Source organism: Actinoplanes sp. NPDC051470 (assembly GCF_040682035.1).
GTDB lineage: Bacteria > Actinomycetota > Actinomycetes > Mycobacteriales > Micromonosporaceae > Actinoplanes.
Window position 1 is genome coordinate 107439 of sequence record NZ_JBFBAA010000025.1, and the last position, 24561, is coordinate 131999.

Consider the following 24561-nt stretch of genomic DNA (forward strand, 5'->3'; position numbering starts at 1 on the left):
GTCGCGTGGAGCTGCGCCGGAGCGTTCCCAAGATCGCGGGCCGCCACCGCACGGTGCCGGTCGCGGAGACCTGGGAACGCATCCGGCCACATCTCCGTCGCGCCGGAGTGACCCGGCTGGCCGACATCACCGGCCTGGACCGCGTCGGCGTGCCGGTCTACAGCGCCGTCGCGCCGCGGTCCGGCGACCTCTACCACGGCAAAGGGCTCACCCGGCTCGACGCCCGGACCTCGGCCGCCATGGAGGCGATCGAGCGCTTCTCGGCGGTGTTGCCGATGCGCCCGGCGATGGTCGCCTCGTACGCGGAACTCATCGCCGAGGGCCGAGCCGCGTTCGACCCGCGCGACCACAGCTGGACGCTTGCGCCGGGCTATACGGACGACTGGCCGATCTCGTGGGTCGAGGGCTGGGAGCTGATCAGCGCCACGACGGTGCTCGTGCCGTACGCCGCAGCCGGTTTTCACACCGCGCCGCACGAGCCGTCGCCGTTCCGGATCACCACGACCAACGGCCTGGCCTCGGGAAACAGCCTGGAGGAGGCGATCGTCCACGCCCTCTGTGAAATCGTGGAGCGCGATGCCAGCACGCTCGCCGGGCTGGTGGGTGGCGCCTTGGCGGCGGCCATGGGCGACGCGTCCACCCGGCTGGATCACCACCGGCTCGTCGACCCGGGCGCCGTCTCGCCCCTGGCCGGTGCGACGGCCGAACGGTTCGCCGGGGCCGGGGTGCGGCTGCGGCTCCTCGATATCACCTCGGATCTCGGGGTCCCGACGTTCCTGGCCGTGGCAGCCGGCGACGAGTCCCGCGCGAGCGGCGCCGGCACGCACCCGGACGCCGGGACCGCCGCGCTGCGGGCGATCACCGAGTGCGCTCAGGGCCGGGCCGCGCGCTTTCAGGGGCTCCGGGATGACCTCGGTGAGGACGATCCCGCGGGCTGGGTCTGGGACATCACCTCGCCCACGGTGCCGCCACCCACGTCGTACCCTTCCGACGATCTGGCCGCCGACCTGAGCTTTCTGCTCGACCGGGTGCGCGATCGCGGCCTCGGCCGGGCGATCGTCGTCGACCTGTCGCCGCCGGGCATCCCGGCGCACGTGGTGCGGGTGCTCGTGCCGGGCACCGAGTCGTGGCACATCGACCGGTCGAAGCTCGGCCTCCGCGGCGCCGCGGCCTGGAACGACGCCGTCCGCCGGACCGCCGGGCCGACGTCGTGAACGCGATCGTCTTCCTCGGTCCCAGCCTCGACCTGGATGCTGCCCGCGACATCCTGCCCGCCGAGTACCGGCCGCCGATCACCCGCGGCGACCTCGACCGGCTGCTCGCCCGCGATCACCCACCGGATGCGGTCGGGATCGTGGACGGCCGATTCCCGCACGTCCTGGGCGTCACACCCACGGAGGTGCTGCGTGCGCTGGACGCGGGCGTCACGGTCTACGGGTCATCGGGCGTCGGCGCGCTGCGCGCGGCCGAGTGCGCTCCGTTCGGCATGGTGGGGGTCGGTGCGGTCTTCGACGCGTACGCCTCCGGCCGGGTCGAGGCCGACGACGAGGTGGCCGCCGCGCCCGGCAGCGACGGCCGCCTGATCGACTGGCGGCTGGGGCTCGCGGACGGCCCGGCCGGCGCCGCGCGGTTCCTGGAACTGGCGGAACAGACGTACTTCGCGGAGCGCACCCTCGACCGGGTGCTCGTCCTGCTCGCGGCCGAGACCGGCGCCGAGGTCGCCGCCCACCTCGGCGACCTGATCCGGCACAAGATCCCGGACGCCGGCCGCGACGACGCCATCGCCCTGCTGCGGGTGATGGCCGGGGACGCCGGTTGAGGTCGCTGCTCGCGGAGCCACGCTTCCGCCGCTGGTACGCCGCCCGGGAGATCTCCGAGGCCGGCGCGGTGGCCACGGCCGTCGTGCTGCCGCTGCTCACCTACCGGCTCACCGGCTCGGCCGCGCTCACCGCGGTGGTGGCCGGGATGGAGGCCGTTCCCTACCTGCTGTTCGGCCTGTTCGCCGGCGCGGTCGCCGACCGGCACAGCAGCAAACTGATCATGATCGCGGCCGACTGCTTCTGCGCCCTGTCGCTGGCTGTGCCGCTGGCCGGCTACCTTTCCGGGACCGTTCAGACGTGGCATCTCCTGGTCGCCGCGTTCGGCATCAGCACCGGCTTCGCCTGGAACAACGCGGCGGCGTGGGGCGCGCAGGCCCGGATCGCCGGCCGCGACCGTCTGGCCGCCGCGAACCAGCTGGCCTGGTCGACCGACGTGGTCATCGGCATCGCCGTCCCGGTGATCGCCGGCGCGGTGGCCGCGGTGGCCGACCCGGTGCTGCTGCTCGCCTTCGACCTGGCCACCTACCTGGTCTCGGCGGCGCTCATCGCGAGCCTGGCCGGCTTCGACGCCGAGACGCCGCCACGGGACACCCGCATCCGGACCGGGCTCACCTTCCTGTGGGGACACGAGCTGTTACGCCCGCTGACCATCGCCGCCTGCGGGCTGTCCATGTCCTTCGGCGGCGCCGGTGCGCTGCTGGTCGTGCACGCCGAGCGGACGCTGCACGTGATGACCGACGACGCCCGGATCGGCCTGCTCTTCGGGGCTCGCGCGGTGGGCTCACTGGCCGCCACCCTGGCGCTGTCCTTCCTGGTCCGCCGGGCCGGGTACGGCCGCGTCCTCACCGTGGCCTACGCCTCCCTGGCCGCCGCCCTGGTCGCGCTGGCCCTCAACCCGTACTTCGGCCTGGCTCTGGTGCTGTGGTCGCTGTTCGAGCTGTCCCGTTTCTGCTCGACGATGAGCGGCATCACCGTGCGCCAGTTGCTCACCCCCGACGACCTGCAGGGCCGGGTCAACACGGTGGGCCGGATGGTCGCGTGGGGTGGCGCCCCGGTTGGTGCCTTCGCGGGCGGCGCGATCGCCTCGTCCGCGGGCATCACGCCGGCTCTGCTGCTGCTCGCCCTCCCGGCGGTCGCCGCGCTCGTCATCCTGCTGAGGTCGCCGGGTCGCCACCTCGGCGATCTGACCCCGGCCACGCTACCTTCTCCATAGGGGCCGTCCACGACATGAGCGGGCCACCTACTGACCGAGCAGGACCCTCGAGAAGCCCGACCGAAGGGGACGATCATGAAGCGTGAACCGAGCTGGCGCGACCTCGGCCGCAGCGCCGCCGAACTGCTGAAGTCGCTCGACCTCGACCTGCGCGGGTGTTCGGCCGGCACCGACACGACCGGCCCCGCCCGCAAGGTCAGCCCGCCGAAACCACCGCGGCCGGGCTTCCCGCGCGACTGGCGGTGACGCCTACCAGCGGACCATCGCGGCCAGGGGGTTCTCGATGGCGTCGGCCACCGCGCGCATGAAGCCGGCGGCCGTGCCGCCGTCGCACACCCGGTGGTCGAAGACGAAGGACATCTGGGTGATCTTGCGGGGGACGATCTGACCGTCGACCACCCAGGGGCGGTCGATGATGCGGCCGAAGCCGAGGATCGCCACCTGCGGGTGGTTGATGATCGCGGCGCTGCCGTCGACGTTGAAGCCGCCGTAGTTGTTCAGCGTGAACGTGCCCGACTGGTCGATCGGGCGGCCCTCGCGGGCGTCCTCGGTGACCTTGCGGATCGCCTCGTCGAGGCCGGTCACGCTCATCGACCCGGCGCCGGCCACGGCGGGGACGAGCAGGCCACGCGGGGTCTGGGCGGCCAGGCCCAGGTTGATCCGGTCGTGCTGGACGATCTCCTGGCGCTCGGTGTCGAGGCTGCTGTTCAGGACCGGGTACCGCTTGAGCGCCTCGATCGTGAACCGGGCCAGGTAGGCCAGGATGCCGGGGCCGGGGCGGACCGACTCGCGGATGTTCCACAGCTCGGTGGCGTCCACATCGACCCAGACCGTGGCCTCGGGGATCTCGGTGCGGCTGCGGGTGAGGGCCGCCGACACGGCCTTGCGGAAGCCGGTCAGCGGGATGCGCGTCTCCGGCGACGACGCCGGGGGCTTGGCCAGGGCGCGCATGACGTCGGCGCGGAGCACCAGGCCGTCGGGGCCGGTGGCGTCGATGCCGGTCACGTCGACGCCGCCGTCGCGGGCCAGCTTGCGGACGAGCGGGGAGATGACCCGCGCGGCGCGGCCGGGCGCGGCCTTCGGCGTGGTCGCGGCGGTACGGGGTTTCCGGCGCCGGCCGCTCCCGGCGGACGAAGCCGTGCCGTAGCCGACCAGGACGTTGCCGGAGCCGGCCTTCTCCTCCTCGCGGTAGGCCTCGGCGGCCGCCGACGAGGGCTCGGTCTCGGCGGCCGCCGGCGCGGGCTCGGCCGCCACCGGGGCGGGCTCGACCGAGAACAGCGGCTTGCCGACGTCCAGGGTCTGGCCCTCGGCGCCGTGCAGGGTGCAGACCCGGCCGGCGTACGGGCTGGGCAGCTCGATCACCGACTTGGCCGTCTCCACCTCGACCACCGCCTGGTCCACGGCCACCACGTCGCCCTCGGCGACCAGCCAGCGCACGATCTCGGCCTCGGTCAGACCCTCGCCGAGGTCGGGCAGCAGGAACGTGTTCACACCGGCTCCCACTGGAGGTCGTCGACGGAGTCCAGGACGCGGTCGACGCCGGGCAGCTGGAACTGCTCCAGCTTCGGCGGCGGGAACGGGATGTCGAAGCCGGTCACCCGGCGGATCGGCGCGGCCAGCGAGTGGAAGCACCGCTCGGTCACCCGGGCCACGATCTCCGAGGCGACGCTCGCGAACCCGCTCGACTCGGCCACCACGACGGCCCGGCCGGTCTTCCGGACCGAGGCGCACACGGTCTCATCGTCGAACGGCACGATCGAGCGCAGGTCGACCACCTCGAGGTCGCGGCCCTCCTGCGCCGCCACCGCGGCGGCTTCGAGCGCGACCGGAACGGACGGCCCGTACGCGATCAAGGTCGCGTCCGTGCCCTCGCGCCGGACCACCGCCGTGCCGATCGGCGGGCGGGCGTCCGTGAGCCTGACCTCGTCCTTGACGAAGTACAGCTTCTTGGGCTCCAGGAAGACCACCGGGTCGGGCGAGGCGATCGCGTCACGCAGCAGGGCGTACGCGTCGGCGGGGTTGGAGGGAGCGACCACGTGCAGGCCGGGGGTGTGCGCGTAGTACGCCTCGGACGAGTCGCAGTGGTGCTCGACCCCGCCGATCCCGCCCGCGTACGGCACCCGGATCACCATCGGCAGCGCGACCCGCCCCCGCGTCCGGTTGCGCATCTTCGCCACGTGCGAGATCACCTGCTCGAAAGCGGGGTACGCGAACGCGTCGAACTGCATCTCGACGACCGGCCGCATCCCGTTCATGGCCAGCCCGACCGCCATCCCGACGATGCCCGCCTCGGCCAGCGGGGTGTCGAAGCACCGCTGCTCGCCGAACGCCGCGGTGAGCCCGTCGGTGATCCGGAAGACGCCACCGAGCGGCCCGACGTCCTCGCCGAACATCAGCACCGCCGGGTCGTCGGCCATCGCGTCGTGCAGCGCCCGGTTCAGCGCCTGCGCCATGGACAGCTTCTCGTGCGTCATGACGCCTCCCGGGCCAGTTCGTCGGCCAGCAACGCGCGTTGTTCACGAAGTTGTGGCGTCGGGGTCGCGTACACATGGGCGAAAAGATCGTCGGGGTCGGGGGTCACGTCCTGGTTGATGCCGTTCCGGGTGACCGCGGCGAGCCGCTCGGCCGCCTCGTCGATCTCCTGCCGCCGCTCGGCGGGAAGAAGACCACGATCGCTCAGGTACGCCGAGAGCCGCGTGATCGGGTCACGGCCGGTCCACGCCGTCACCTCGTCGTCGGAGCGGTACCGGGCGGCGTCGTCGGCGTTGGTGTGCGCCTGCATCCGGTAGGTGTGCGCCTCGACGAGCTGGGGCCCCTCGCCGTTGCGGGCCCGGGTGACCGCGGCGCTGAGCACGGCCAGCAGCGCCGCCATGTCGTTGCCGTCCACCCGCTCGCCGGGCAGGCCGTACCCGACGCCCTTGTGCGCCAGCGACGGCGCGGCGGACTGGCGGGACAGCGGCACCGAGATCGCGTACTCGTTGTTCTGGATGAAGAACACCACGGGCGCCTTGAACACGGCGGCGAAGTTGAGCGCCTCGTGGAAGTCGCCCTCGCTGGTGGCGCCGTCGCCGCAGAGCGCCATCGCCACGGTCGGCTCGCCGCGCAGCGTGGCCGCGTGGGCGACGCCGACCGCGTGGGGCAACTGGGTCGCGAGCGGGGTGGCCTGCGGGGCGACGTGGTGCTCGTAGGGGTCGTAGCCGGAGTGCCAGTCGCCCTTGAGCAGCGTGAGCACCTCGACCGGGTCGACGCCCCGGGTCACCGCGGCCACCGTGTCGCGGTAGGTCGGGAAGAGCCAGTCGCCGTCAGCGAGCACCTGGGCGGCGGCCACCTGGCAGGCCTCCTGCCCGTGCGAGGAGGGGTAGACGGCGAGGCGGCCCTGGCGGACCAGCGCGTACGCCTGGTCGTTGAGCCGGCGCCCGGCCACCAGCGCGGCGTACGCCCGCACCAGCGCCTCGTCCGGCGGCATCGCGACGGTCGGGAGCCCGGTCGGCTTGCCCGCCTCGGTCAACAGCCGCACCGGATCCCTCGTGGGGAGCAGGTGGTCCGCGTCACGTGTCATGACTCATGCTCTCGCCGGCGCCATATGAACTCCAGAGCTGGGAGAAACGCGAGAACATGTCGCTCGTACCCTCGGGTAGTGTTGCCGATCGTCTACCTGAACGGACATTCGGGAAGGGGTGCTGAGACGGATGGCTGATCTTGACGACACCGACCGGCGGATCCTCGACGAGCTGACCGCCGACGGGCGGATGTCCATGCGTACGCTGGCCGAACGCCTGCACATCTCCCGGGCGAACGCGTACGCCCGGGTCGAGCGTCTGCAGCAGTCCGGGGTGATCCGCGGCTTCACGGTCGACGTCGACCCGGCCGCCGCCGGCCTCGGCACCTCGGCCTACGTCACGGTCAACCTGCGTCAGCACGACTGGCGCGAGGTCCGGGCCCAGCTCCTGAAGCTTCAGGGGGTCGCGCACATCGGGCTGCTCGGCGGGGAGTTCGACGTCATCCTGCTGGTGCGGGCGCGCGACAACGCCGACCTCCGCCGCCTGGTGCTCGACGAGATCCAGAGCATGCCGGGCGTGCTCAACACCCGTACCCATCTGGTCTTCGAAGAGCCGCGCCCGGCTATGGGATACGCACGGTCACGGACCTCCCCGACCGGAGCGTGACCGGTCGGCGGAAGGCGCCGGCGCCCTTTGACCTCGCCGTGCTCGGCCCAACGATCCTTCGAGAATGTCAACGATCGATGTCTGGTAGACATCCGACCTTTGTCGGCCGAGTCGCCACCCGCGGATGAAGACGGCCGGTCCTGGCCGAACGGACCCTCAACCTGGGACGGCAGCGGACGATAATCCGGCCTGTGGAGCTCATCACGACCGCGGACCAGGCGGCGGCGCTGGCCGGGCGGCTCACCCTGCCCGGGCGGCGCACCCGTCCCGTCGTGGTGCTCACGATCGCCGGTGGGCAGGAGGAGCCGTTCGGGTCGCCCGACGAGATCGAGTCGCAGGTCGGTGACCTGGCCGACGTGGTGCTCATGCCGACCAGCGACGTGTCCTGGGCGTTCACCGGGGCGATGCCACCGCAGACCCAGGTGTACGGCGGCGCCGGACGCGTCTATCCGGTCGACCACGCGTGGGTGGCCCGGCCGTCGCTCAGCCGGCTGCGGTTCGCGTACTCGATGGCCGACCGGAAGCGGATCACCGAACATCTGATCAACGACGCGCTGGCCGCGGCCCTCGCGGCCGGGCTGCTCACGCCCCAGGCGCGGCCGGGGCTCAGCGAACGGTCGGCCAAGGTGATCGGGCTGATCGGCTCGCGGGCGCTGGTGAAGCTCGACGACGGCATGCCCGCCTCGGTGTGGGAGGAACTCACGCTGCCCGGCGTGGGGCTCGATCGGGTGCTGGTCGAGAAGCAGGTGGTACGCGGGGTGTACGACCCGGCCGCGAAACGCCTCGACGTGCGGGGCAGCCTGCCGGCCGAGGCGCCGGTCGACTACGCCGTGGGTGATGTCGTGCTGGCCGATGTGGCCGGCGTGTCGGAAGAGGCCGTGCGGCTCCGGCTGGTGCCGGGCCGGGTCGTCGAGGCCGAGCGGGCCGCGGTCACCTCCAACCCCAACGACACGCTGTGCGAGCTGTTCACGATCGGCGAGGTGGTGGTCTGCCGGGTCGTCGGCGTCGAACCGTACGCGCTGCGGCTCGACGACATCGACGACGACGAGGAGCCGGTGCGTGCGCCCGCGCTGCTGGACGGCGGCCCGCCCTGGCTGCGCCCACCGCCGCCGGCGCCGCTCGCGCTCCCGCCCATCGAGCCACCGCCGGACCCGGCGCCCCCGGCCGTGGCTCTCGCTCCGGTCGCCCCGGCGCCCAGACGTCCGTCGCCCTTGGACATCGCCCCCTGGAACCGCCCACCCCGATCGGAGGCGGCCTCCGCGCCCGGCGCCCTCGACCGGGAGCGGGCCCGCGTCACCGAGCTGACCAACGAGCTGGCGGCCGAGCGTTCCACCCGCTCCGCCCTCGCCATCGACCTGGCCGGCCTGCGTGCCCGCGCCGCCGAGCTCGAGGCACAGCTCGGCCGCGAGACGCAGGCCCGCGAGGCCTGGCAGACGCGCTACCGCAACGCCGACCGGCTGCGCCAGATCGCCGTCAAGAACGCCAAGTCGTCGCACATCCGGCCGGAACCGGCCCCCGGCGGCGAGGACGCCGAGGTGGCGTTCCGATGCGAGGTGGTGCAGGAGTGGGCACGGCGCATCCCGGCCGCCGAGCGGGACGACAAGGCGCTGGCCGCGTACACCCTGGGACCTGATTTTCTCGCCTCGCTGGATCGGATCGAAGGGGTCAGCCGGGCCAAGGTGGTCGCCGTCGTGGTCGAGGTGCTGGCCGGGCAGGCGCCCCACCTGGCCGGACGCGAGCCGCATCAGCTGCGGGAGGGCGGCGCGGGCAGCCCCTACCGGCGGCGGGACGACGGCGCGACCTGTTGGCGGGTGGCTCTGCAACGGGACACCCCGGCGGCGCGGCGGATGCACTACTGGCGGCTGGGGGAGCGGTACGAGCTGTCGCGCGTGGTGCTGCACGACGACTACCGACCCTGAGACGACCCTGATGCGCGGTCCGGTCATGCTGGGCTGGTGCGATTCCTTCTGAACGTTCTGTGGTTCATCTTCGGCAGCGGCTTCCTGCTGGGCATCGCGTACGGCATCGCCGCACTGATCTGCTTCCTGCTCGTGGTGACCATCCCGTTCGGGGTGGCCGCGGGCCGGCTGGCCGTCTACTCGCTGTGGCCGTTCGGGCGGACCGTGGTGCCCAAGCCCGGCGCCGGCGTCGCCTCCGGGCTCGCCAACATCCTGTGGGTGGTGCTGGCCGGGTGGTGGCTGGCCCTCACGCACATCGTCACCGGCGTCGCCCAGTGCGTCACGATCATCGGGATCCCGTTCGGCATCGCCAACTTCAAGCTGGTGCCGGTCGCCTTCTGGCCGCTCGGCCAGCAGGTCGTCGACGTCGACGACCTCGACCGCCGGATGGTCAAGGCAGCCTGATCCGCAGCGCGGCGAGCACGGCGCCGATCGGGTTGGCCAGCACGAACGCGTCCGTGCCGGCGAACAGCAGCCCGACCGGCGCCCGGTCCGGCGTCACGACCAGGCTGCCCGAGTCGCCGGGCCTCGCGGCCAGGTCGAGCACCAGCTGCCCGGTGAACCGGATCGGCCGCCCGCGCACCTCGACGACGATGTCGGCGTCCAGGTCCTGGACCCGCCCCTCGGTGATTCCGGTGCTACTGCCGTTCTTGCGTACGCGCTGAGCAAGCGTCGCCTCGCTCACCGGCCCGAATTCGGGCGTCTCGACCTCGACATCCGGCGCCAGCCGGGCGAGCGCCGCGTCCACCCGGTTCGGGCCGTCCGGGCGCAGGGGCGCGGCGCGGGCCAGCCGGCCCACCACGTCATCCGGCGACGGCGGCCGGACGAGCCGGTTGCGCAGCCTGGTCCCCGGCGCCATCACGAGCACGTGGTGGTTGGAGAGCAGAAGTGGCCGCCCGATCCGTCCTTTCCCCTCGGTCGGCCCGGTCCGTCCCGTCCGTCCGATCCGCTCGGGTCTCGCGTCGAAGCAGACCGTCGCGATCGTGCCGCCCTCGTCGCCCGGGAAGCCGACCCGGTCGCCGCCTCCCAGCACGTCTTTTCCGCCGCCTCTTCCGCCGCTTTGCCTGCCGCCTTCTTCGCTGCCTTGACCGTCGCCCTGTTCTTCGCCGCCGGCCGGTAGCGCCCGGGCCGGGCCGGTCTCGATGACGTCGGTCGGCACGCCGTCCACCAGGCGCGGAACCGCCGCGGGCGCGACCAGCCCGGGAACCTTGCGTTCCACGTACACCTTGACCGCGAGATCCCCGGTCGGCCGCCCGCCGGTCAGCTGGGGTCCGGCAGCCGTACCGATCACGTTCGGATGGGCGAGCAACGCCGGCGAGTGGCGCCGCCGGGCCCGCGCCACCGCGTGCAGCTCAGCCGAATGCGGCATGCCACGCCGTGTGCAGCCAGCCACCCCGGTTCAACGCGACCGCGGTATCCGCCACCTCCTCGTCCAGCAGCGCCAGAATCTGCTCGGCCTGATCGGCGACGCTGCCCTGGGTACGCGGAACCCGCCGCCGATCCCGCCCCGCCACCAGCCGCGCCTCAGCCTCCGGCAGCCCCTCGGCCACCAGCGCGCCCACGGTGTGCCGCCGGTCGATCCGCTCGGCCGTGCGCAGGGCGGACTCCATACGCACGAGCAGATCCCGCTCCGCCACCCGCTGACCCGCCGGCGCGAAGCCATCCACCGTCCAGTGCGGCCCAACGGTCGGCTGGAGCCGCTGCCCGTCGACCCCGAAGAACTCCAGCGCCGTATGTCGCCCGCTCAACGGAGCCAGCCCACCGGCCAGATCGGCGGCAATGTGCTCGCGCAGCCCCGCGGCGTCACGGCAGACGTGCAGGAACCGGTCGTTCGACGACAGCACCACGACCGGCCAGCTGACTTTCGGCATCGCTTTTCCCTTCCTCGTAAGCCGAATCCCGCGCGACGAAGCCCCGATCTCGTGCATTGGGGCCCGGGTCGCGGGCGGTGGAACGCGGACCACGCGCGGTGGACGCCGGGTCGCGGGCGATCGGCAGGCGCGCGACCACTCGCGTGCCGCGCGGTGACGCCGGACCGATCTCGCAGGTCCCGTTCAGTTCCTCGGCGCGCTCCCGCATCGACCCGAGGCCAACGCCGCCGGCGCTTTGCCCTGAGCACCCATACGCATCGCCGCGCCGGGCTTCATCGCGCTGCGCATCGCACTGCCGCAGGCCGACGCCGTCGTCGACGATGATCAACTCGAGTTCGCCGCCACCGCCGCCTCCCCCACCCTTGTGGGTGGGCAGGAATGTAGCGCCTGGGCCCGACAACTCCGCCGAGTTATCCACAGGCGGGTGGCGGCGGACCACAACCGAGCACGTCGTCCCGCCCGAGTGCTTGACCGCGTTGGTGATCGCCTCGGCCACGATCCGCAGCGCCGACACCTCGACCGCGGCGGGCAGCAAGCCCAGCGAAGCGGGACAGTCCACAGTGACGGTGAGTGGCCCCGACGACAGCCTCGACGCCGAGAGCCGCAACGCGTCCGGGAGGCCGCCGTCCAGGGCCGGCGGGTGCAGGGCGTCGACCAGGTGGCGCAGTTCGGCGCTGCACGAGGAGAGGTCGCTGACCAGCCGGTCGAGCAGGTCCTGGCCGGTCGGGTCGGCGTGCCGGCGGGCGGCGCGCACCTGCATGGCGATGCCGGCCAGGCCGGGGCCGAGGCCGTCGTGCAGGTCGGTGCGCAGGCGGCGGCGTTCCTCCTCGCGGGCGAGGACGATCCGTTCCCGGGAGCGCTGGAGGTCGAGGGTGAGCCGGTGCGCGTCGACGGCCACGGCTGCCTGCCGGGCCAGGGCGCGGAGCAGGCGCCGTTCGGAGCGGGTGAAGCCGCCGCCGGTCTGGCGTGGTGACACCAGCAGGGCGCCGACCTCCTGCCGGTGGGTGATCAGCGGGAACGAGATCGGTGGCACAGCCGGGCGACCGTGTTCGACCAGGGCGGAGGCGTGGCCGGTGATGCGGACGGCGGCGTATGGGACGCGCAGTTCGTCGGTGATCGCGGCGACCAGCCGGGGCAGCGCGGCGGCGGGAGCGACCACCTCCTCGAGGTGCCGGCCGAGGCGGGAGAGCACGGCGTACGGGTCGTCGCGATGCCCGTAGAGCAGGCGGTCGACGGCCCGCTGGAGCAGCCGCCGGACCGGTTCGAAGCCGGTCGCCACGAGGGCGGTCAGGGCCAGCACGGGAAGGCTGATTCCCTGGCCGAGGACCACACCGACGATCAGGATGTACGCGGCGGTGACGCCGGCCGACATGACCAGCCAGACGAGTGCCCGGTTGACGTGCACGTCCAGGTCCCACAGGCCGAGCCGGAGGATCGCCACGGTCAGGGCGAGCGGTAGCGCCACCCCTTCGGCCACCCACGCCACGGGCACGCCGGCCGTGTCGAGGAGTTCGCCCAGCAGCACCGTGACGCCGGCCGCGCCCGCGCAGAGCAGCTGGCGGCGGACCGGGAGCGCGGCCCGGCGGAACCGGGCGACGAGGGCGCCCAGCACGACGATCATCCCGATTGCCGTTGCCGCGATGCCCAGCCAGGCGACCCGCAGCATGATCAGGGCGGGGCCGGTGAGGGCCGCGCCGGCGAGCAGCGGCCGGCCGCCGGGCAGGGCGGCCAGGGCGAGCGCGACCGCGGGGAGGAACGCCGTCACGGTCAGGGCGATGGCCGGCCCGCGCCGGAGTCCGCCGGTCGGGAAGGCCAGCAGCAGCAGCGGGATCAGCCCGATCGGCGGCCACCAGGCCCACTGCGCGACCCAGGCCGCGACCCCCAGCGAGGGCCAGCTGACCGCGAGCACGGCCAGGGTGGCGAGGGCGCCGATCGTGGTCATCAGCCGGCCGACCCGGTGGCCGGGCCGATGGGCCAGGATCAGCGCGCCCAGCGACGAGTAGGACAGGGCCATCGACGCGGGCAGCGCGAGCTGGGACAGGGTCGGCACCAGGCCGCCGCCGGTCCACTGGTGGACGAGCCCGGCCCCGACCACGGTCGCGGCGGCGGCCGGCACCGCGTACCCCCTCATCGGTGTTGACCTCGGGCGTCGAGAACCGGGCCGAAGGGGTGGTGACCTCGGGCGTCGAGAACCGGGCCGAAGGGGTGGTGACCTCGGGCGTCGGGAGCCGGGCCGAAGGGGTGTTGATCTTCGTGGGTAGGGATCAGGCCGACGTCGCGGGCGAGCAGCGCCACCGCGAGCCGGTCGGGCACGGCCAGCTTGGCCAGCACCGCGGAGACCGCGTTGCGGACGGTCTTCTCGCTCACGCCGAGGACCCGGGCGATCTGACCGTTGGTCCGGCCGCCGGCCAGGTGCTCGGCGAGTTGCCGCTCGCGCGCGGTGAGCCGGTCGAACGGGGCGGGCGGACCCGTCGCGGCCGGGGCCGTCAGCACCGTAGCGGGAACGCGCGGGCCGAGCACCAGCCCGCCCTGGCCGACCGTACGCAGGGCGTCCACCACCGCGTCCGGATCGGTGTCCTTGAGCAGGTAGCCCCGGGCGCCCGCGGCCAGCCCGCGGCGCACGATCCGCTCGTCGCCGACCATCGTCAGCAGCAGGACCGCGGTCTCCGGGCGGTGGGCCAGGATCCGGGCGGTGGCGTCGATGCCGTCGCCGTCGGGCAGGCGGACGTCCATCGCCACGACGTCGGCCTCCCTGGCGGCCGGCACCGCCGCCGCCACCGTGTCCGCCTCGCCGACCTCGGCCACCCACGGCTCGTCGGCGAGCAGCGACCGCAGCCCGCGCCGGAACACCGGGTGGTCGTCCACGACGAGGGCCCGTACCGCCTGCACGGGCTTGACCGTAACCCCGCACGGTTGCCGCCGGTCCCGAATCGCCGCCGGATCGTCCCGTCGGCCGGGGGACGGATGACACGTACGGCCGGGACCGGATCGGTAGTTGCCTGAGATCGACCGCAACACCGACCCGAGGGGGACGAGATGACCACCACGTACGCCTACAGCAGCACCACCCGCACCAACGCCGAGGAGGTGATCCAGCGGCTCGGCGAGCTGCTGGCCGCCTCGGCCGGCTCCAGCCGCGACCTGGGCACCGACGTGCCGGCCACGACACCCGCCACGACTCCGGCCTCGGCGCCGGTCCCGGTGGCGGGTCAGCAGCCGCGCTGGCTGGTCCCGCTGATCGGCCAGCTGGCCCAGGTGGTCGCGCAGGCCGCGCCGGCCATCATCGACAGCATCGTCGAGAACAACCGCGACATCTTCGCCGAGGACACCCGCGACCCGAAGGTGCAGGAGCGGTTCTTCGGTGAGCTGTTCTCGGCCGTCATGCCGGTCGTGGCCCAGGCCGCCCCGGTCCTCGGCCAGCTCTTCGCCGGCATCCGCAGCGTGCCGGCCAACGACGAGGAGCTCCAGACGCGCTGGCTGATGCCGCTGCTGAGCACGGTGGTGCCGCAGCTCGTGCAGGCCGCGCCGTCGATCATCGAGGCGCTGACCGGCGGCCGGCGCTCGGTGGCGCTGACCGACCCGAACGAGGCCACCCGCTTCCTCGGGCCGCTGCTGGGCATGGCGATCCCGGCCCTGGTGTCGGCCGTGCCGGACATCATCTCGCTGTTCACCGACTGACCGCTGCGTCAACGCGGGCGGCGCTGCCCCGGGTGGCGCCGCCCCAACGGAAAGGAGAACGATCATGGCTCGAACACTTCTCCGCGGTCATCAGGGCGACGACGTGCGGAGGCTTCAGGAGCTGCTCCGGCAGGCCGGGTTCGATCCCGGTCCGATCGACGGCATTTTCGGTACGCGTACGGATGCCGCGGTCCGCGGTTTCCAGCGCGCGAAGGGTCTGGTGGTGGACGGGGCGGCCGGCCCGATCACGATGGCCGCGTTTTCCCCGAGAACCGCGAGGTCCCTGCACGTCGGGGTGAACGTCGTCGACCCGGGCGCGTACCCGATCCGGGTGCCCGAGCTGAAGGGGTGTGTGAATGATGCGAACGACATGCGGCAACTGGCCGTCGAGCGCGGGTTCGCGCCGGCCGTGCTGGTCGACGGACAGGCCACCGCCCAGGCCGTGGTGGCCGGGATCGGAGCCGCGGCGGACGAGTTGCGGGCGGGGGATTTCTTCTTCCTGACCTATTCGGGGCACGGCTCGCAGATGCCCGACCCGACCGGCGAGGAGCCGGACGGGCAGGACGAGACGCTGGTGCTCTACGACCGGCAGCTGCTGGACGACGAGCTGAGCGCGGTGTGGGCCCGGTTCCGGCCGGGTGTGCGCGTGCTGTTCCTGTCGGACAGCTGTCACAGCGGCACCGTGGCCCGGTCGGTGGACCTGGCCTACCGGGCGTATTCGGCGGCGACCGAGGAGACGGCCGACGGACAGCGAGAAAGAACGTTCGTTCTCGCTTCGGCGGCCGGGCTGCGTGACGCGGTCGACGCCGTTCTGGGGCCGGTCGCCGACGAGCTGTACGGGACGCGAGCATTCGGCGCCGAGGCGGCCGAGCGGCAGACCCGGCTGGCCGAACTGGTCCTGCCGGCGCTGCGGTCGACCGTGGTGGAGCCGGAGCGCGTCGACCTGTCCCGGGTGCCGACCACCCGCAACCTGCCGGCCGAGGTGCTCGCGGCCGACGCGGCCGGGCGGCGCGACGTCTACCGGGCGGCGAAACAGGCCGCCCGCGCGGTTCCGGCCGGCCCGGCGAGCGTGCTGCTCATGTCCGGCTGCCAGGACAACCAGCTGTCCCTGGACGGCACCCGCAACGGCCTGTTCACGCAGCGGTTCCGCGAGGTCTGGGCCAGTGGCGCGGCCACGACGTACCCGGACCTGCACCGCCGGATCGTCGCCCTGATGCCGCCGCAGCAGACCCCGAACCTGTTCTGGGCCCAGGGCCGCACCGACGAGTTCGAGAACCAGCGCCCGCTCACCCTCTGAGAGAAGTCTCAGGTCAACTGCCGCCGCATGGCCAGGCGGGTCAGCTGGACGCGGGAGTTGATGGCCAGCTTGGCGAAGACCGCGCGCAGGTGGGTGCTGACCGTGCTGGGGGAGAGGTGCAGGGTCGCGGCGGCCGAGCGGTTCGTGTGGCCGTCCGAGATCAGGGTGGCCACACGCTGCTCCATCGCCGTCAGGGTGGCCCAGGCGTTGTCCGGCCGGGGCGCCTCGGCCTCGAGCAGCCGGTTGAGCTCCTCGTCCATGGTGGACATCTCGGTGCCGGCGCCGAGGTCGATCGCGCTGGTCTGCAGGGTGCGGCGGGCCGACGGGGTGAGGTCGTCGAGGACGGCGCGGCGCAGCCACGGGTGCCGGAACGCCGCGCCGTCCTCGCCGTCGGACAGCAGGCCCAGGGCGACCGCCTCGCCGAACGGGCCGATCAGGTCGAGCGGCTGCTCGTCCATCAGCATGGCGATGTCGTCGAGCCGGATCGCCTCGCTCAGCACGGCCGCGGCGGTCACCAGGGCCCGGCACCGATCGGTGGCGTGGGCGAGCCGCCGCCGGACGTCGGCGCGCAGCCCGGCCGGGTCGTCCTCGATGATCCGGACGGCCAGGTAGGGGAGCCCGTCCGTCTCGGCCAGGCGGGCCCGCAACCCGGCGTCCGGCCGGTGCCCGAGCCGGTCGGCGGCGATCTCGGCCAGCGCCTCGGCGCTCACCGGGCCCAGGTCGAGCCGGCGGACGTCGGCGCCGGCGGGGAGCGAGCCGGCCAGCAGCCACCGCACCGGCGCCCCGGCCAGCCGGGCGGGCAGGGCCCGCAGCAGGAAGGCGCTCAGCGGGTCGGCGTGCTGCACGTCGTCCACCGCGATGAGCGCGGGCGCCTTGGCCGCCAGCACCGAGGCCAGCCGTTCGGCCAGCCACAGTGGCTTGTCCTGCAGATCGGCGAGGGCGTGGAAGCCGTCCGTGGACAGCAGCGGGCGCAGGGCCGGGGCCAGCGTGGCGAGCGGGGCGACCGCGTCGCCGGGGCGGGCGGTGGCCAGGGCGGCGTACCCGTCACCGGCGGCGTGGGCCACTTCGGCCCGCAGCAGGGCGGTTTTTCCGATGCCGGGCTCGCCGCCGACGATGACCACGCCGCGACCGGAGCGGCGGAGGGCGGCCTGTTCGGCGGAACGTCCACGAAGCTGAATGCGTGTCACTGCGCTTACTACGTAACAGGATTCGTACGGTTCAATCCCGGCCGTTCAGGCCACGTGCCGGAGGCGGTGGCGCAGGGCCTGGGCCACCGCGGTCTGCGCGTCCGTGGTCAGGTCGAGCGCCTCCCGCCAGGACCGCTCGGCGCCGGCCCGGTCGCCCGCGTCGCTCAGCGAGTCGCCGATCCGGGTGAGCACCTCGGCGGTCAGCGCCGGCGCCGACGCCTTCTTGAAACAGGTGACCGCCTTGCGCCACGCGCGTACCGCCTCGTCGTGCTTGCGCCGCGCCGCGTGCACCGAGCCGATCACCATCCACACGTCGCCGAGCCCGAACACGTCGTCGTGCCGGGCCAGGTCCCAGCGGGCGCGCTCGGCCAGATCGAGCGCCTCGTCCAACCGGCCCAACGCCACGCAGCTGTCCGCCCGCGTGGTCAGGCAGTCGGCCACCTGGAGACGTTCGCCCGCCGCCTCGGCCTCGGCGGTGCTCGCCTCCAGCACCCGCAGCGCCTCCTCGTGGCGGCCGCAGCCGCGCAGCACCATGCCCTGGTTGATGCCCACCCGGGACAGCTCGGCCGGCGAGCCGTGCCGGGCCAGCAGCTCGCGGGCCCGGCCGAGCAGGCGCAGGGCCTGGTCGTACTCCTGGAGGAAGTGGTGCGCGCCGGCCAGGCTGCGGCACATGCGCGCCTCGCCCAGCGCGTCACCGGCCCGGATCGCGGCGTCCAGCGCGACCCGGGCGGCGGCGGCCCAGTCCAGCGCCCGGCCGCTGCGGTCGAAGTACGGCTGGAGGCCGACCACGACCAGCCACGCCGGTCCGTGCCGGTCGTCCGCGGCGGCCAGCCCGACCAGCGACCCCAGCACGTCGCGTTCGGCGTCGAACCAGGCCCGCGCGGCGTCCCGGCCGGCGCCGTCCAGCGGGGTCGGGCCGGGCTCGGGCAGGACCAGCGGCTCGAGCAGGAAGGCCCGCCGGGCCAGCAGCAGCCGGTGTCCGGCCAGGATGGTGTCGCGGTAGAACGCGACGATGCGGTCCCGCGCCGCGAGCCGCTGGTCGGGGGAGTCGACGGCCCGGAAGAGCTCCCTCGCGTACGCCCACAGCAGCTCGTGCAGCCGGAACCGTCCCGGCCGGTGCTCGACCACCAGCCGGGCCCGTTCCAGCTCGCCGACCAGCGCCCGCCCCTCGCGCGGCGGCACCCCGGCCAGCGCCGCCGCCGCGGTCGTCGAGAAATCCGGGCCGGGGTGGCCCGGCAGCATCCGGAACAGCCGGGCCGCCGGCGCCGGCAACGCCCGGTACGACCACGAGAACACCGCGCGCAGGTCGGTGTGCGGGTCTTCGGCGCCGAAGCCACCGAACCCGTCCAGCCCGCCCTGCGCCTCGGTCAGCTCGGCCGCGATCGCGGCCAGCGGCGTCTCCGGCCGGCTCACCGCCCGCGCGCAGACCACCGCCAGCGCCAGCGGCAGCCGCCCGCACGCGGCGATGATCGCGTCCACCGCCTCGGGCTCCCGGTCGGCCCGCGCGCCCAGCCGGTGCCGGATGCCGTCCCGGGCCTCGGCCACGCACGGCGGGTCGATCCGCATCGGGTGGGCGCCGGCGCCGGTCAGCAGGCCGGTGAGCCGGTTGCGGCTGTTGGCCACCACCAGGCAGCCGGGGGTACCGGGCAGCAGGTGCCGCACCTGTTCGGCGTCCCGGCAGTTGTCCAGCACGATCAGCAGCCGCCGGCCGGCCACCGTGCTCCGGAACATGCCGGCCTGGGCGTGCAGCTCGGCCGGCACCCGATCTTGTGGCACCCCGAGCGCGCCGAGGAAGCCGCGCAGCGCCTCGGCCGGGGTCATCGCCGGGCCCTGCTCGTCGTAGCCGCGCAGGTCGACGTAGAGCTGACCGTCCGGGTAGTTCGCGGCCACCTCGTGCGCCAGGTGCACCGCGAAGGTGGTCTTGCCGACGCCGGGCATCCCGTCGATGGCCAGCACGCCGCCGCCGGGCCGTTCGGCGATCGCCCGGCCCTCGGCCAGCAGCGCGGTGCGGCCGGTGAAGAACGGCTGGCCGGGCGGCAGCTGAGCCGGTCGTGGCGGGCCGTTCCGATCAAGATCAAGAGCCGGGGGCCGGGGTACGGCCGGAGCACGCGACTCGAAGCGCTGGTGCAGCAGCCGGTCGTACGCCTCGCGCAGCTCAGGGCCGGGGTCGACGCCGAGCTCGTCGGCCAGCCGGGCCCGGATCTCCCGGTACCGGTCCACCGCCTCGGCCTGCCGCCCGGTCGCGGCCAGGGCCACCAGCAACCGGCTCTGCAACCCCTCGTCCAGCGGGTGCCGGTCGGCCGCCTGCCGCAACGGGACCAGCACCGCCCCGGTGTCGCCACCGGCCGCCGCCGCGTCCGCCGCGGTCCGTACGGCCTGGATGTGTTCCGCCTCGAGCGCGGTGAACGCCGGGTGGTCCAGCGACACCGGTTCGAGCCCGGCCGCGACCCGCCCGCGCCACTCCCGCAGCGCCTCCTGCGACCGGCGCACCGCCTCGGCCGCATCGCCCCCGGCCAGCGCCGCCGCGGCCCGCGCGGCGGCCCGGCGGAAGGCCAGCAGGTCGAGCGTGTCCGGGTCGGCCCGCAGCCGGTAGCCGCCCGCCTCCCGGTGCAGGTAGGCGCCGGTGGACCGGGGCGGCAGGCCGGGCTCGAGGATGCGCCGGAGCGCCCCGATCTGCCGGTGGACCGCGTTGGCGGCGCTGGGCGGGGCGTCGGCCGGCCACAGCAGCTCGATCAGCTCGGTCATCGTGACCAGGCCGCCGGCCCGGGACAGCAGCAGGGCCAGCACCAGGCGCTGCTGCCGCGGCCCGAGACTCAGCTCCAGGTCGCCACGGGTGACGCGGACGGGTCCGAGCAGCGAGAAGCGGATCGCCGGGGCGTCGTCGGGGGCCATGCCTCCACGCTAATCCGATGCAGGTTCAACCAATAAGTTCCGAGCTATGAACTGCCCCGATGTCACGTGATCTTGGCGCGCCCGGCCATTCACCGCGTCCGGAGGTATTTGTCGGGAATCGTCCGTGCCGGTCGCCGGCCGGATCTTGCGGCGGCGACCATTCGGGCAGGAACGCGGGGACTGTCGGGACTGGACGGAACGCGGACTGAAGTTCCGGCGTGGCGGCCCGTTGCAGTCGAAGGACACATACCGACGTCACCAGGAGTCATTGTGAGACGTACGATCGTGGCCCTCGCGGCCGCGCTCCTCCCGCTCGCCGGGGCGACCGCCGCCCAGGCCGCACCCGGAACCGGCGACGACCGGCTCCGCGTCTGGTCCGCCCAGGTCACCCCGGCCCAGGTCGACGACCTGGCCAAGGCCGGCGCGGACACCACCGAAATCGATCTGCCCGAGGACGGCCGGTCCGGACCGGTCGAGCTGGTGCTCACCGGCAAGCAGGCCGACGGGCTGCGGGACCACGGCGTCCGGCTCACCGAGCGGCGGGCCGCCGCCCCGGCCGGCCAAGGCGTGTTCCGGCCGTACAGCGGTAGCGGCGGCATCGCCGAGGAGCTGCGCGCGGTGGCCGCCGCGCATCCCGGTATCGCCAAGGTCGAGTCGATCGGCAAGACCCTGCGCGGCCAGGACATCCTCGCGGTCAAGGTGACCAGGGACGCCGCCGCCACGCCGGACGGCGCCCGCCCGGGCAGCTTCTTCTTCGGCGCCCAGCACGCCCGCGAGTGGATCACCCCGGAGGTCACCCGGCGGCTGATGCACCACGTCATCGACCAGTACGGCGCCGACCCGCGGATCACCGGCCTGGTCGACACCACCGAGATGTGGTTCCTGCCGGTCGCCAACCCGGATGGTTACGACTTCACCTTCACCGACGCGCCCGGCGCCGGCTGTGGCGCAAGAACCTGCGCGACAACGACGGCGACGGCAAGCTCACCGTGGCCGACGGTGTCGACCTGAACCGCAACTTCGGCTTCCGCTGGGCCTGGGACGACGAGGGCTCCTCGCCGGATCCCGGCAGCGAGGGCTATCGCGGCCCCGGGCCGGGCTCCGAGCCGGAGAACGTCGCCTTCAACGCCTTCGAGCGCCGGGTCAAGCCCGAGCTCGCGCTCAACATGCACTCGGCCCAGCAGGTTCTGATGTACGGCGTCAGCTTCCAGACGGCCACGCCGTCGCCCGACGACGTGCTCTACCGCAGCCTGGTCGGGGTGCCCGGCAACCCGGCGGTGCCCGGCTTCCGGCCCCAGGTGCTCTCCGACATCTACACCTCGAACGGCGACTCGCTGAGCAACTCGGTCAACGTCAACGGCGTACCCATGATCGCCGCCGAGCTGACCACCTGCCAGGCCGCGGCCGCCTCGGACCCGGCCGACGAGTGGACGCCGGACACCTGCCCGAGCATCTTCCACTTCCCGGACGACGAGAAGCTGATCCAGGCCGAGTTCACCAGGAACCTGCCGTTCATGCTCTCGGTGGCCGCGTCCACCGCCGACCCGGCCAACCCGAAGTCGTCGGTCGGCATCGCCGCCACCCCGCTCGCCGCCCACCCGTTCACCACCTCCTACGCCGCCGGCGCCCCGCAGACCGTCGCGGTGACCGCGGCCAGGTCGCTGACCGGCCGGAAGCTGCACTGGCGGGTGAACGGTGGCGCCGAGCGCACCGCCGCGGTCACCGCCTGGCGTGGTGGCGAGGTCTACGGCGGCACCGACAACCTCTACTACGACGAGTACCGCGGCGCCGTCACCGGCGCTCCGGGCGGCGCCACGGTCGAGGTGTGGTTCACCGGGACGGCGCACGGCAAGCGGGTGGCCAGCGACCGGTTCACCTACACGGTCGTGAAGCCCAAGCGTGGTGACGTGCTGATCCTGGCCGACGAGGGCGCGCCCGCGACCCGCGCCAAGCTCTACGCGGATGCGGTCGGCGGGGCGCCGGTCTGGGACGTGGCCACCCAGGGCTCGCCGGACGACCTGGGCGTGCTGAGCCATTACCGGGCGGTCGTCTGGGAGGTGGCGGCCGCGGCGGCGGCCCCGGGCACCACGCTGGCCGTGCGGGACTACCTCAACGAGGGCGGCAAGGTGGTCAAGGCCGGGCGGGCCGCCGCGGCGCACGAGCCGCTCAACTTCACCCGGGTCAACGCCGACGACTTCGCCCAGTACTGGCTCGGCGTGGACGCCCCGGTCACCTCGGCCGGCGCGACCGGCTTCACCGGCAGCGGCGTGCTCCAGGGCGCGTCGGCGACGCTGAAGGACCCGGCCGGCCCGGTCACCATGTTCAGCGCGACCGGCGACATCCTGCCCGGGATCCCGCGCGTCGCCTCCGCCTCGGCGGGCGTCTACCAGGGGCTGCGCGGGCCGTTCGAGCCGTTCGCCGGCAACGGGCAGGCCGCGATCGCGCACCGCGACAACGCGTCCGCGCGGCTCACCCGCACGGTCGACCTGACCGGCGTGTCGGCGGCGCAGGACCCGGCGCTGACCATGGCGCTCTCCTACGACACCGAGCCCGGCTGGGACCACCTGGTGATCGAGGCGCGCACCGCCGGCGGCGACGACTGGACGACGCTGCCGTTCACCGGTTCCGGCACCGCCGTACCCGAGGATTGTGCCGTTCTGGTCGACCGCCACCCGCACCTGGCGCACTACCTGACGCCCGACGGCCCGACCTGCGCCGCGACCGGCACCACCGGCGCGTGGCACTCGGTCAGCGGGAGCAGCAACGGCTGGCAGCAGGTCAGCGTCGACCTGTCCGCCTACGCCGGGAAGCCGGTCGAGCTGTCCGTGACCTACCTCAGTGACGGCGGCACCGGCGGGCGCGGCGTCTTCGTCGACGACACCAAGGTGGTGATCGGCGGGACGGCCACCGCCACCGACGGCTTCGAGGCGGACCTCGGCGGCTGGTCGGCGGCGGCGGGCGAGTGGGGCCGGGCGGGCGCGGTCCTGCGCTCGTACGCGGCGGTCTCCACTCAGCGCACGGTCACGCTGGGCTTCGGGCTGGACGACGTCGCCTCCGGACCGGCCGCGCTGCGGTCGGCACTCGCCAAGCTCGGCTGAGGTGCGAGGGGCCGCGGTGCGAACGGGTCGCCGTACTCGCGCATCGCGGCCCTGGAGTGCACCTGCTGAAGCGTGCTCACCCGCTCGGACCGGCCGCGACCGAGGAAACTGACCGCCCAGTGCAGCACCGCGGTCACCCGGTTCTTGAAACCGACCAGGTAGAACAGGTGCACGCCGAGCCAGACCAGCCAGGCCGGGAAGCCGGACAGCCGCACGCCGCCGATGTCGGCGACCGCGTTGAACCGCGAGATCACCGCCATGTTGCCCTTGTCGAAGTAGTGGAACGGCTGCCCGTCCGGCTTGCCCGCGAGGCGGCGCAGAACCTGCTTCGCCGCGTGCCGGCCGCTCTGGATCGCCACCTGGGCCACGCCGGGCAGCTGCCGGCCGTCCTTGCCGGGCAACGCCATCAGGTCGCCGACCACGAAGATCTCCGGGTGACCGGGCAGCGTCGCGTCCGGCTCGACGTGCACCCGCCCGGCCCGGTCGGTGGTCGCGCCGACCGCCTCGGCCAGCCGCCCGACCAGCGGGGACGCGGCCACCCCGGCCGCCCACACCTTGGTCATCGCCTCGAAGCGCTCGGGGCCGCGAACCGTCACCACGTCTACGCCGGTCTCGTCCACCCCGACCACCTTGGTGTCCAGCTCGACCTCGACGCCGAGCAGGTGCAGGCGGCGCAGGGTGGCCGTGGACAGCCGCTCGTCGAAGGTGGTGAGCACCCGGTCGACCGCGTCCACCAGCACGATGCGGGCCTGGTGGGGGTCGATGTGCCGGTACTGGCCGGGCAGCGTCCGGTGGGCCAGCTCGGCGATCTGGCCGGCCATCTCGGTGCCGGTGGCGCCCGCGCCGACGACCACGAAGGTCATCCAGCGTTCCCGGGCCGCGTCATCGGTCTGCACGTCGGCGATCTCGAACGCGTTGAAGATCCGCGCCCGCAGCTCCAGGGCGTCGTCCACGCTCTTCATGCCCGGGGCGTGCAGGGCGAACCCGTCGTGCCCGAAGTACGACTGGGACGACCCGGCGGCCACGATCAGGGTGTCGTACGGAACCGTGTAGCTGACGCCCGGCCCGTTCACCAGGACCTGTTTGGCGTCCACGTCGATGTCCTCGACCCAGCCCAGCCGTACGTCGACGTTGTCCTGGCTCTTGAGCACCTCGCGAATCGGGGGCGCCACCTCGCCCTCGCTCAGGATGCCGGTCGCCACCTGATAGAGCAGGGGCTGGAACAGGTGGTAGGTGGTGCCGTTGATGAGGGTCACGTGCACGTCGGCCCGGCGCAGCGTCCTGGCCGCGAACAGACCCCCGAAACCCGCGCCGATGATGACAACCCGGTGCTGTCCCACTGCGATCACTTCCTCGTCCGTATGTCTCAACACCATCAGGA

Annotated in this window: 21 protein-coding genes; 11 read left to right on the forward strand and 10 right to left on the reverse strand. The window is 73.6% G+C overall.

What is annotated here, in order from left to right; all coding sequences use genetic code 11:
* Positions 1–5: 5 nt before the first annotated feature.
* The 4 genes from AB0M54_RS34435 (at position 6) to AB0M54_RS34450 (ending at position 3279) form a co-directional block, all read left to right on the forward strand.
* Entirely contained in the window at positions 6–1214 is a 1209-nt protein-coding gene (locus tag AB0M54_RS34435; RefSeq protein WP_364475946.1) for a YcaO-like family protein, read from the forward strand.
* Complete coding sequence (locus tag AB0M54_RS34440; RefSeq protein WP_364321928.1) at positions 1211–1819, forward strand: TfuA-like protein; 609 nt, start codon at positions 1211–1213, stop codon at positions 1817–1819. Before AB0M54_RS34435 ends, AB0M54_RS34440 begins: the two co-directional genes overlap by 4 nt.
* Positions 1816–3033, forward strand: a complete 1218-nt coding sequence (locus AB0M54_RS34445; RefSeq protein ID WP_364475948.1) for an MFS transporter — start codon at positions 1816–1818, stop codon at positions 3031–3033. The genes AB0M54_RS34440 and AB0M54_RS34445 overlap by 4 nt, the downstream gene beginning before the upstream one ends.
* A gap of 75 nt (positions 3034–3108) precedes the next feature.
* Positions 3109–3279: a hypothetical protein gene (locus AB0M54_RS34450; protein ID WP_364321924.1), complete on the forward strand. Its 171-nt coding sequence runs from the start codon at positions 3109–3111 to the stop codon at positions 3277–3279.
* A 3-nt stretch (positions 3280–3282) separates the two neighbouring features.
* Here AB0M54_RS34450 and AB0M54_RS34455 read toward each other — a convergent pair whose 3' ends face one another.
* From AB0M54_RS34455 to pdhA, 3 genes are read right to left on the reverse strand one after another with little or no spacing between them, the layout of a single operon-like run.
* A complete protein-coding gene (locus AB0M54_RS34455) occupies positions 3283–4524 on the reverse strand; it encodes a dihydrolipoamide acetyltransferase family protein (protein ID WP_364475950.1) in 1242 nt (413 codons plus the stop codon).
* Positions 4521–5492 (reverse strand): alpha-ketoacid dehydrogenase subunit beta, encoded by a 972-nt coding sequence (locus tag AB0M54_RS34460; RefSeq protein ID WP_364322122.1) that lies wholly within the window; start codon positions 5490–5492, stop codon positions 4521–4523. The genes AB0M54_RS34455 and AB0M54_RS34460 overlap by 4 nt, the downstream gene beginning before the upstream one ends.
* An 11-nt stretch (positions 5493–5503) precedes the next feature.
* Positions 5504–6592 carry a pyruvate dehydrogenase (acetyl-transferring) E1 component subunit alpha gene (pdhA, locus tag AB0M54_RS34465; protein ID WP_364475952.1) on the reverse strand — a complete coding sequence of 363 codons (1089 nt, stop codon included), beginning with the start codon at positions 6590–6592 and terminating at the stop codon, positions 5504–5506.
* 130 nt (positions 6593–6722) lie between these two features.
* Between pdhA and AB0M54_RS34470 the strand changes: the two genes are divergently transcribed.
* The 3 genes from AB0M54_RS34470 to AB0M54_RS34480 all read left to right on the forward strand — a co-directional run bounded on the left by AB0M54_RS34470 (position 6723) and on the right by AB0M54_RS34480 (position 9562).
* Positions 6723–7199 (forward strand): Lrp/AsnC family transcriptional regulator, encoded by a 477-nt coding sequence (locus AB0M54_RS34470; protein ID WP_364321916.1) that lies wholly within the window; start codon positions 6723–6725, stop codon positions 7197–7199.
* A 191-nt stretch (positions 7200–7390) separates the two neighbouring features.
* Positions 7391–9118, forward strand: a complete 1728-nt coding sequence (locus AB0M54_RS34475) for a hypothetical protein (protein WP_364475954.1) — start codon at positions 7391–7393, stop codon at positions 9116–9118.
* Positions 9119–9151: 33 nt separating this feature from the next.
* Positions 9152–9562: a YccF domain-containing protein gene (locus tag AB0M54_RS34480; RefSeq protein WP_364322120.1), complete on the forward strand. Its 411-nt coding sequence runs from the start codon at positions 9152–9154 to the stop codon at positions 9560–9562.
* On the opposite strand, the gene AB0M54_RS34485 is transcribed toward AB0M54_RS34480, so the two are convergent.
* From AB0M54_RS34485 to AB0M54_RS34500, 4 genes are read right to left on the reverse strand one after another with little or no spacing between them, the layout of a single operon-like run.
* The gene (locus AB0M54_RS34485) at positions 9549–10526 is read right to left on the reverse strand and encodes a hypothetical protein (protein WP_364475956.1); all 978 of its coding nucleotides are present in this window, start codon (positions 10524–10526) and stop codon (positions 9549–9551) included. The genes AB0M54_RS34480 and AB0M54_RS34485 overlap by 14 nt on opposite strands.
* The gene (locus AB0M54_RS34490) at positions 10510–11028 is read right to left on the reverse strand and encodes a hypothetical protein (protein WP_364321907.1); all 519 of its coding nucleotides are present in this window, start codon (positions 11026–11028) and stop codon (positions 10510–10512) included. The genes AB0M54_RS34485 and AB0M54_RS34490 overlap by 17 nt, the downstream gene beginning before the upstream one ends.
* Complete coding sequence (locus AB0M54_RS34495; protein ID WP_364475958.1) at positions 10961–13159, reverse strand: histidine kinase; 2199 nt, start codon at positions 13157–13159, stop codon at positions 10961–10963. The genes AB0M54_RS34490 and AB0M54_RS34495 overlap by 68 nt, the downstream gene beginning before the upstream one ends.
* The gene (locus tag AB0M54_RS34500; protein WP_364475960.1) at positions 13156–13917 is read right to left on the reverse strand and encodes a response regulator transcription factor; all 762 of its coding nucleotides are present in this window, start codon (positions 13915–13917) and stop codon (positions 13156–13158) included. The genes AB0M54_RS34495 and AB0M54_RS34500 overlap by 4 nt, the downstream gene beginning before the upstream one ends.
* Positions 13918–14064: 147 nt before the next feature.
* On the opposite strand from AB0M54_RS34500, the gene AB0M54_RS34505 reads away from it, so the two are divergent.
* Together AB0M54_RS34505 and AB0M54_RS34510 are read left to right on the forward strand one after the other, a co-directional pair.
* On the forward strand, positions 14065–14706 hold the full coding sequence (locus AB0M54_RS34505) for a hypothetical protein (RefSeq protein WP_364321898.1): 642 nt from the start codon (positions 14065–14067) through the stop codon (positions 14704–14706).
* Between the two features lie 64 nt (positions 14707–14770).
* Positions 14771–16003: a caspase family protein gene (locus AB0M54_RS34510; RefSeq protein ID WP_364321895.1), complete on the forward strand. Its 1233-nt coding sequence runs from the start codon at positions 14771–14773 to the stop codon at positions 16001–16003.
* 8 nt (positions 16004–16011) lie between these two features.
* Here AB0M54_RS34510 and AB0M54_RS34515 read toward each other — a convergent pair whose 3' ends face one another.
* Both AB0M54_RS34515 and AB0M54_RS34520 read right to left on the reverse strand, forming a co-directional pair.
* A complete protein-coding gene (locus AB0M54_RS34515; RefSeq protein WP_364475962.1) occupies positions 16012–17190 on the reverse strand; it encodes a LuxR C-terminal-related transcriptional regulator in 1179 nt (392 codons plus the stop codon).
* 45 nt (positions 17191–17235) lie between these two features.
* A complete protein-coding gene (locus tag AB0M54_RS34520) occupies positions 17236–20082 on the reverse strand; it encodes a BTAD domain-containing putative transcriptional regulator (RefSeq protein ID WP_364475964.1) in 2847 nt (948 codons plus the stop codon).
* A gap of 270 nt (positions 20083–20352) precedes the next feature.
* On the opposite strand from AB0M54_RS34520, the gene AB0M54_RS34525 reads away from it, so the two are divergent.
* Positions 20353–21093, forward strand: coding sequence for a M14 family zinc carboxypeptidase (locus AB0M54_RS34525; protein WP_364475966.1), 741 nt, complete (start codon positions 20353–20355; stop codon positions 21091–21093).
* The gene (locus tag AB0M54_RS34530) at positions 21072–23180 is read left to right on the forward strand and encodes a M14 family zinc carboxypeptidase (RefSeq protein WP_364475968.1); all 2109 of its coding nucleotides are present in this window, start codon (positions 21072–21074) and stop codon (positions 23178–23180) included. Before AB0M54_RS34525 ends, AB0M54_RS34530 begins: the two co-directional genes overlap by 22 nt.
* On the opposite strand, the gene AB0M54_RS34535 is transcribed toward AB0M54_RS34530, so the two are convergent.
* Positions 23093–24529, reverse strand: a complete 1437-nt coding sequence (locus AB0M54_RS34535) for an NAD(P)/FAD-dependent oxidoreductase (RefSeq protein WP_364321883.1) — start codon at positions 24527–24529, stop codon at positions 23093–23095. The genes AB0M54_RS34530 and AB0M54_RS34535 overlap by 88 nt on opposite strands.
* Positions 24530–24561: the final 32 nt, after the last annotated feature.

Coding starts and splice junctions, on each gene's coding strand:
- AB0M54_RS34450 (WP_364321924.1), top strand. CDS start 3,109: ATGAAGCGTGAACCGAGCTGGCGCGACCTCGGCCGCAGCGCCGCCGAA.
- pdhA (WP_364475952.1), bottom strand. CDS start 6,592: ATGACACGTGACGCGGACCACCTGCTCCCCACGAGGGATCCGGTGCGG.
- AB0M54_RS34470 (WP_364321916.1), top strand. CDS start 6,723: ATGGCTGATCTTGACGACACCGACCGGCGGATCCTCGACGAGCTGACC.
- AB0M54_RS34485 (WP_364475956.1), bottom strand. CDS start 10,526: ATGCCGCATTCGGCTGAGCTGCACGCGGTGGCGCGGGCCCGGCGGCGC.
- AB0M54_RS34490 (WP_364321907.1), bottom strand. CDS start 11,028: ATGCCGAAAGTCAGCTGGCCGGTCGTGGTGCTGTCGTCGAACGACCGG.
- AB0M54_RS34495 (WP_364475958.1), bottom strand. CDS start 13,159: ATGAGGGGGTACGCGGTGCCGGCCGCCGCCGCGACCGTGGTCGGGGCC.
- AB0M54_RS34505 (WP_364321898.1), top strand. CDS start 14,065: ATGACCACCACGTACGCCTACAGCAGCACCACCCGCACCAACGCCGAG.
- AB0M54_RS34510 (WP_364321895.1), top strand. CDS start 14,771: ATGGCTCGAACACTTCTCCGCGGTCATCAGGGCGACGACGTGCGGAGG.
- AB0M54_RS34520 (WP_364475964.1), bottom strand. CDS start 20,082: ATGGCCCCCGACGACGCCCCGGCGATCCGCTTCTCGCTGCTCGGACCC.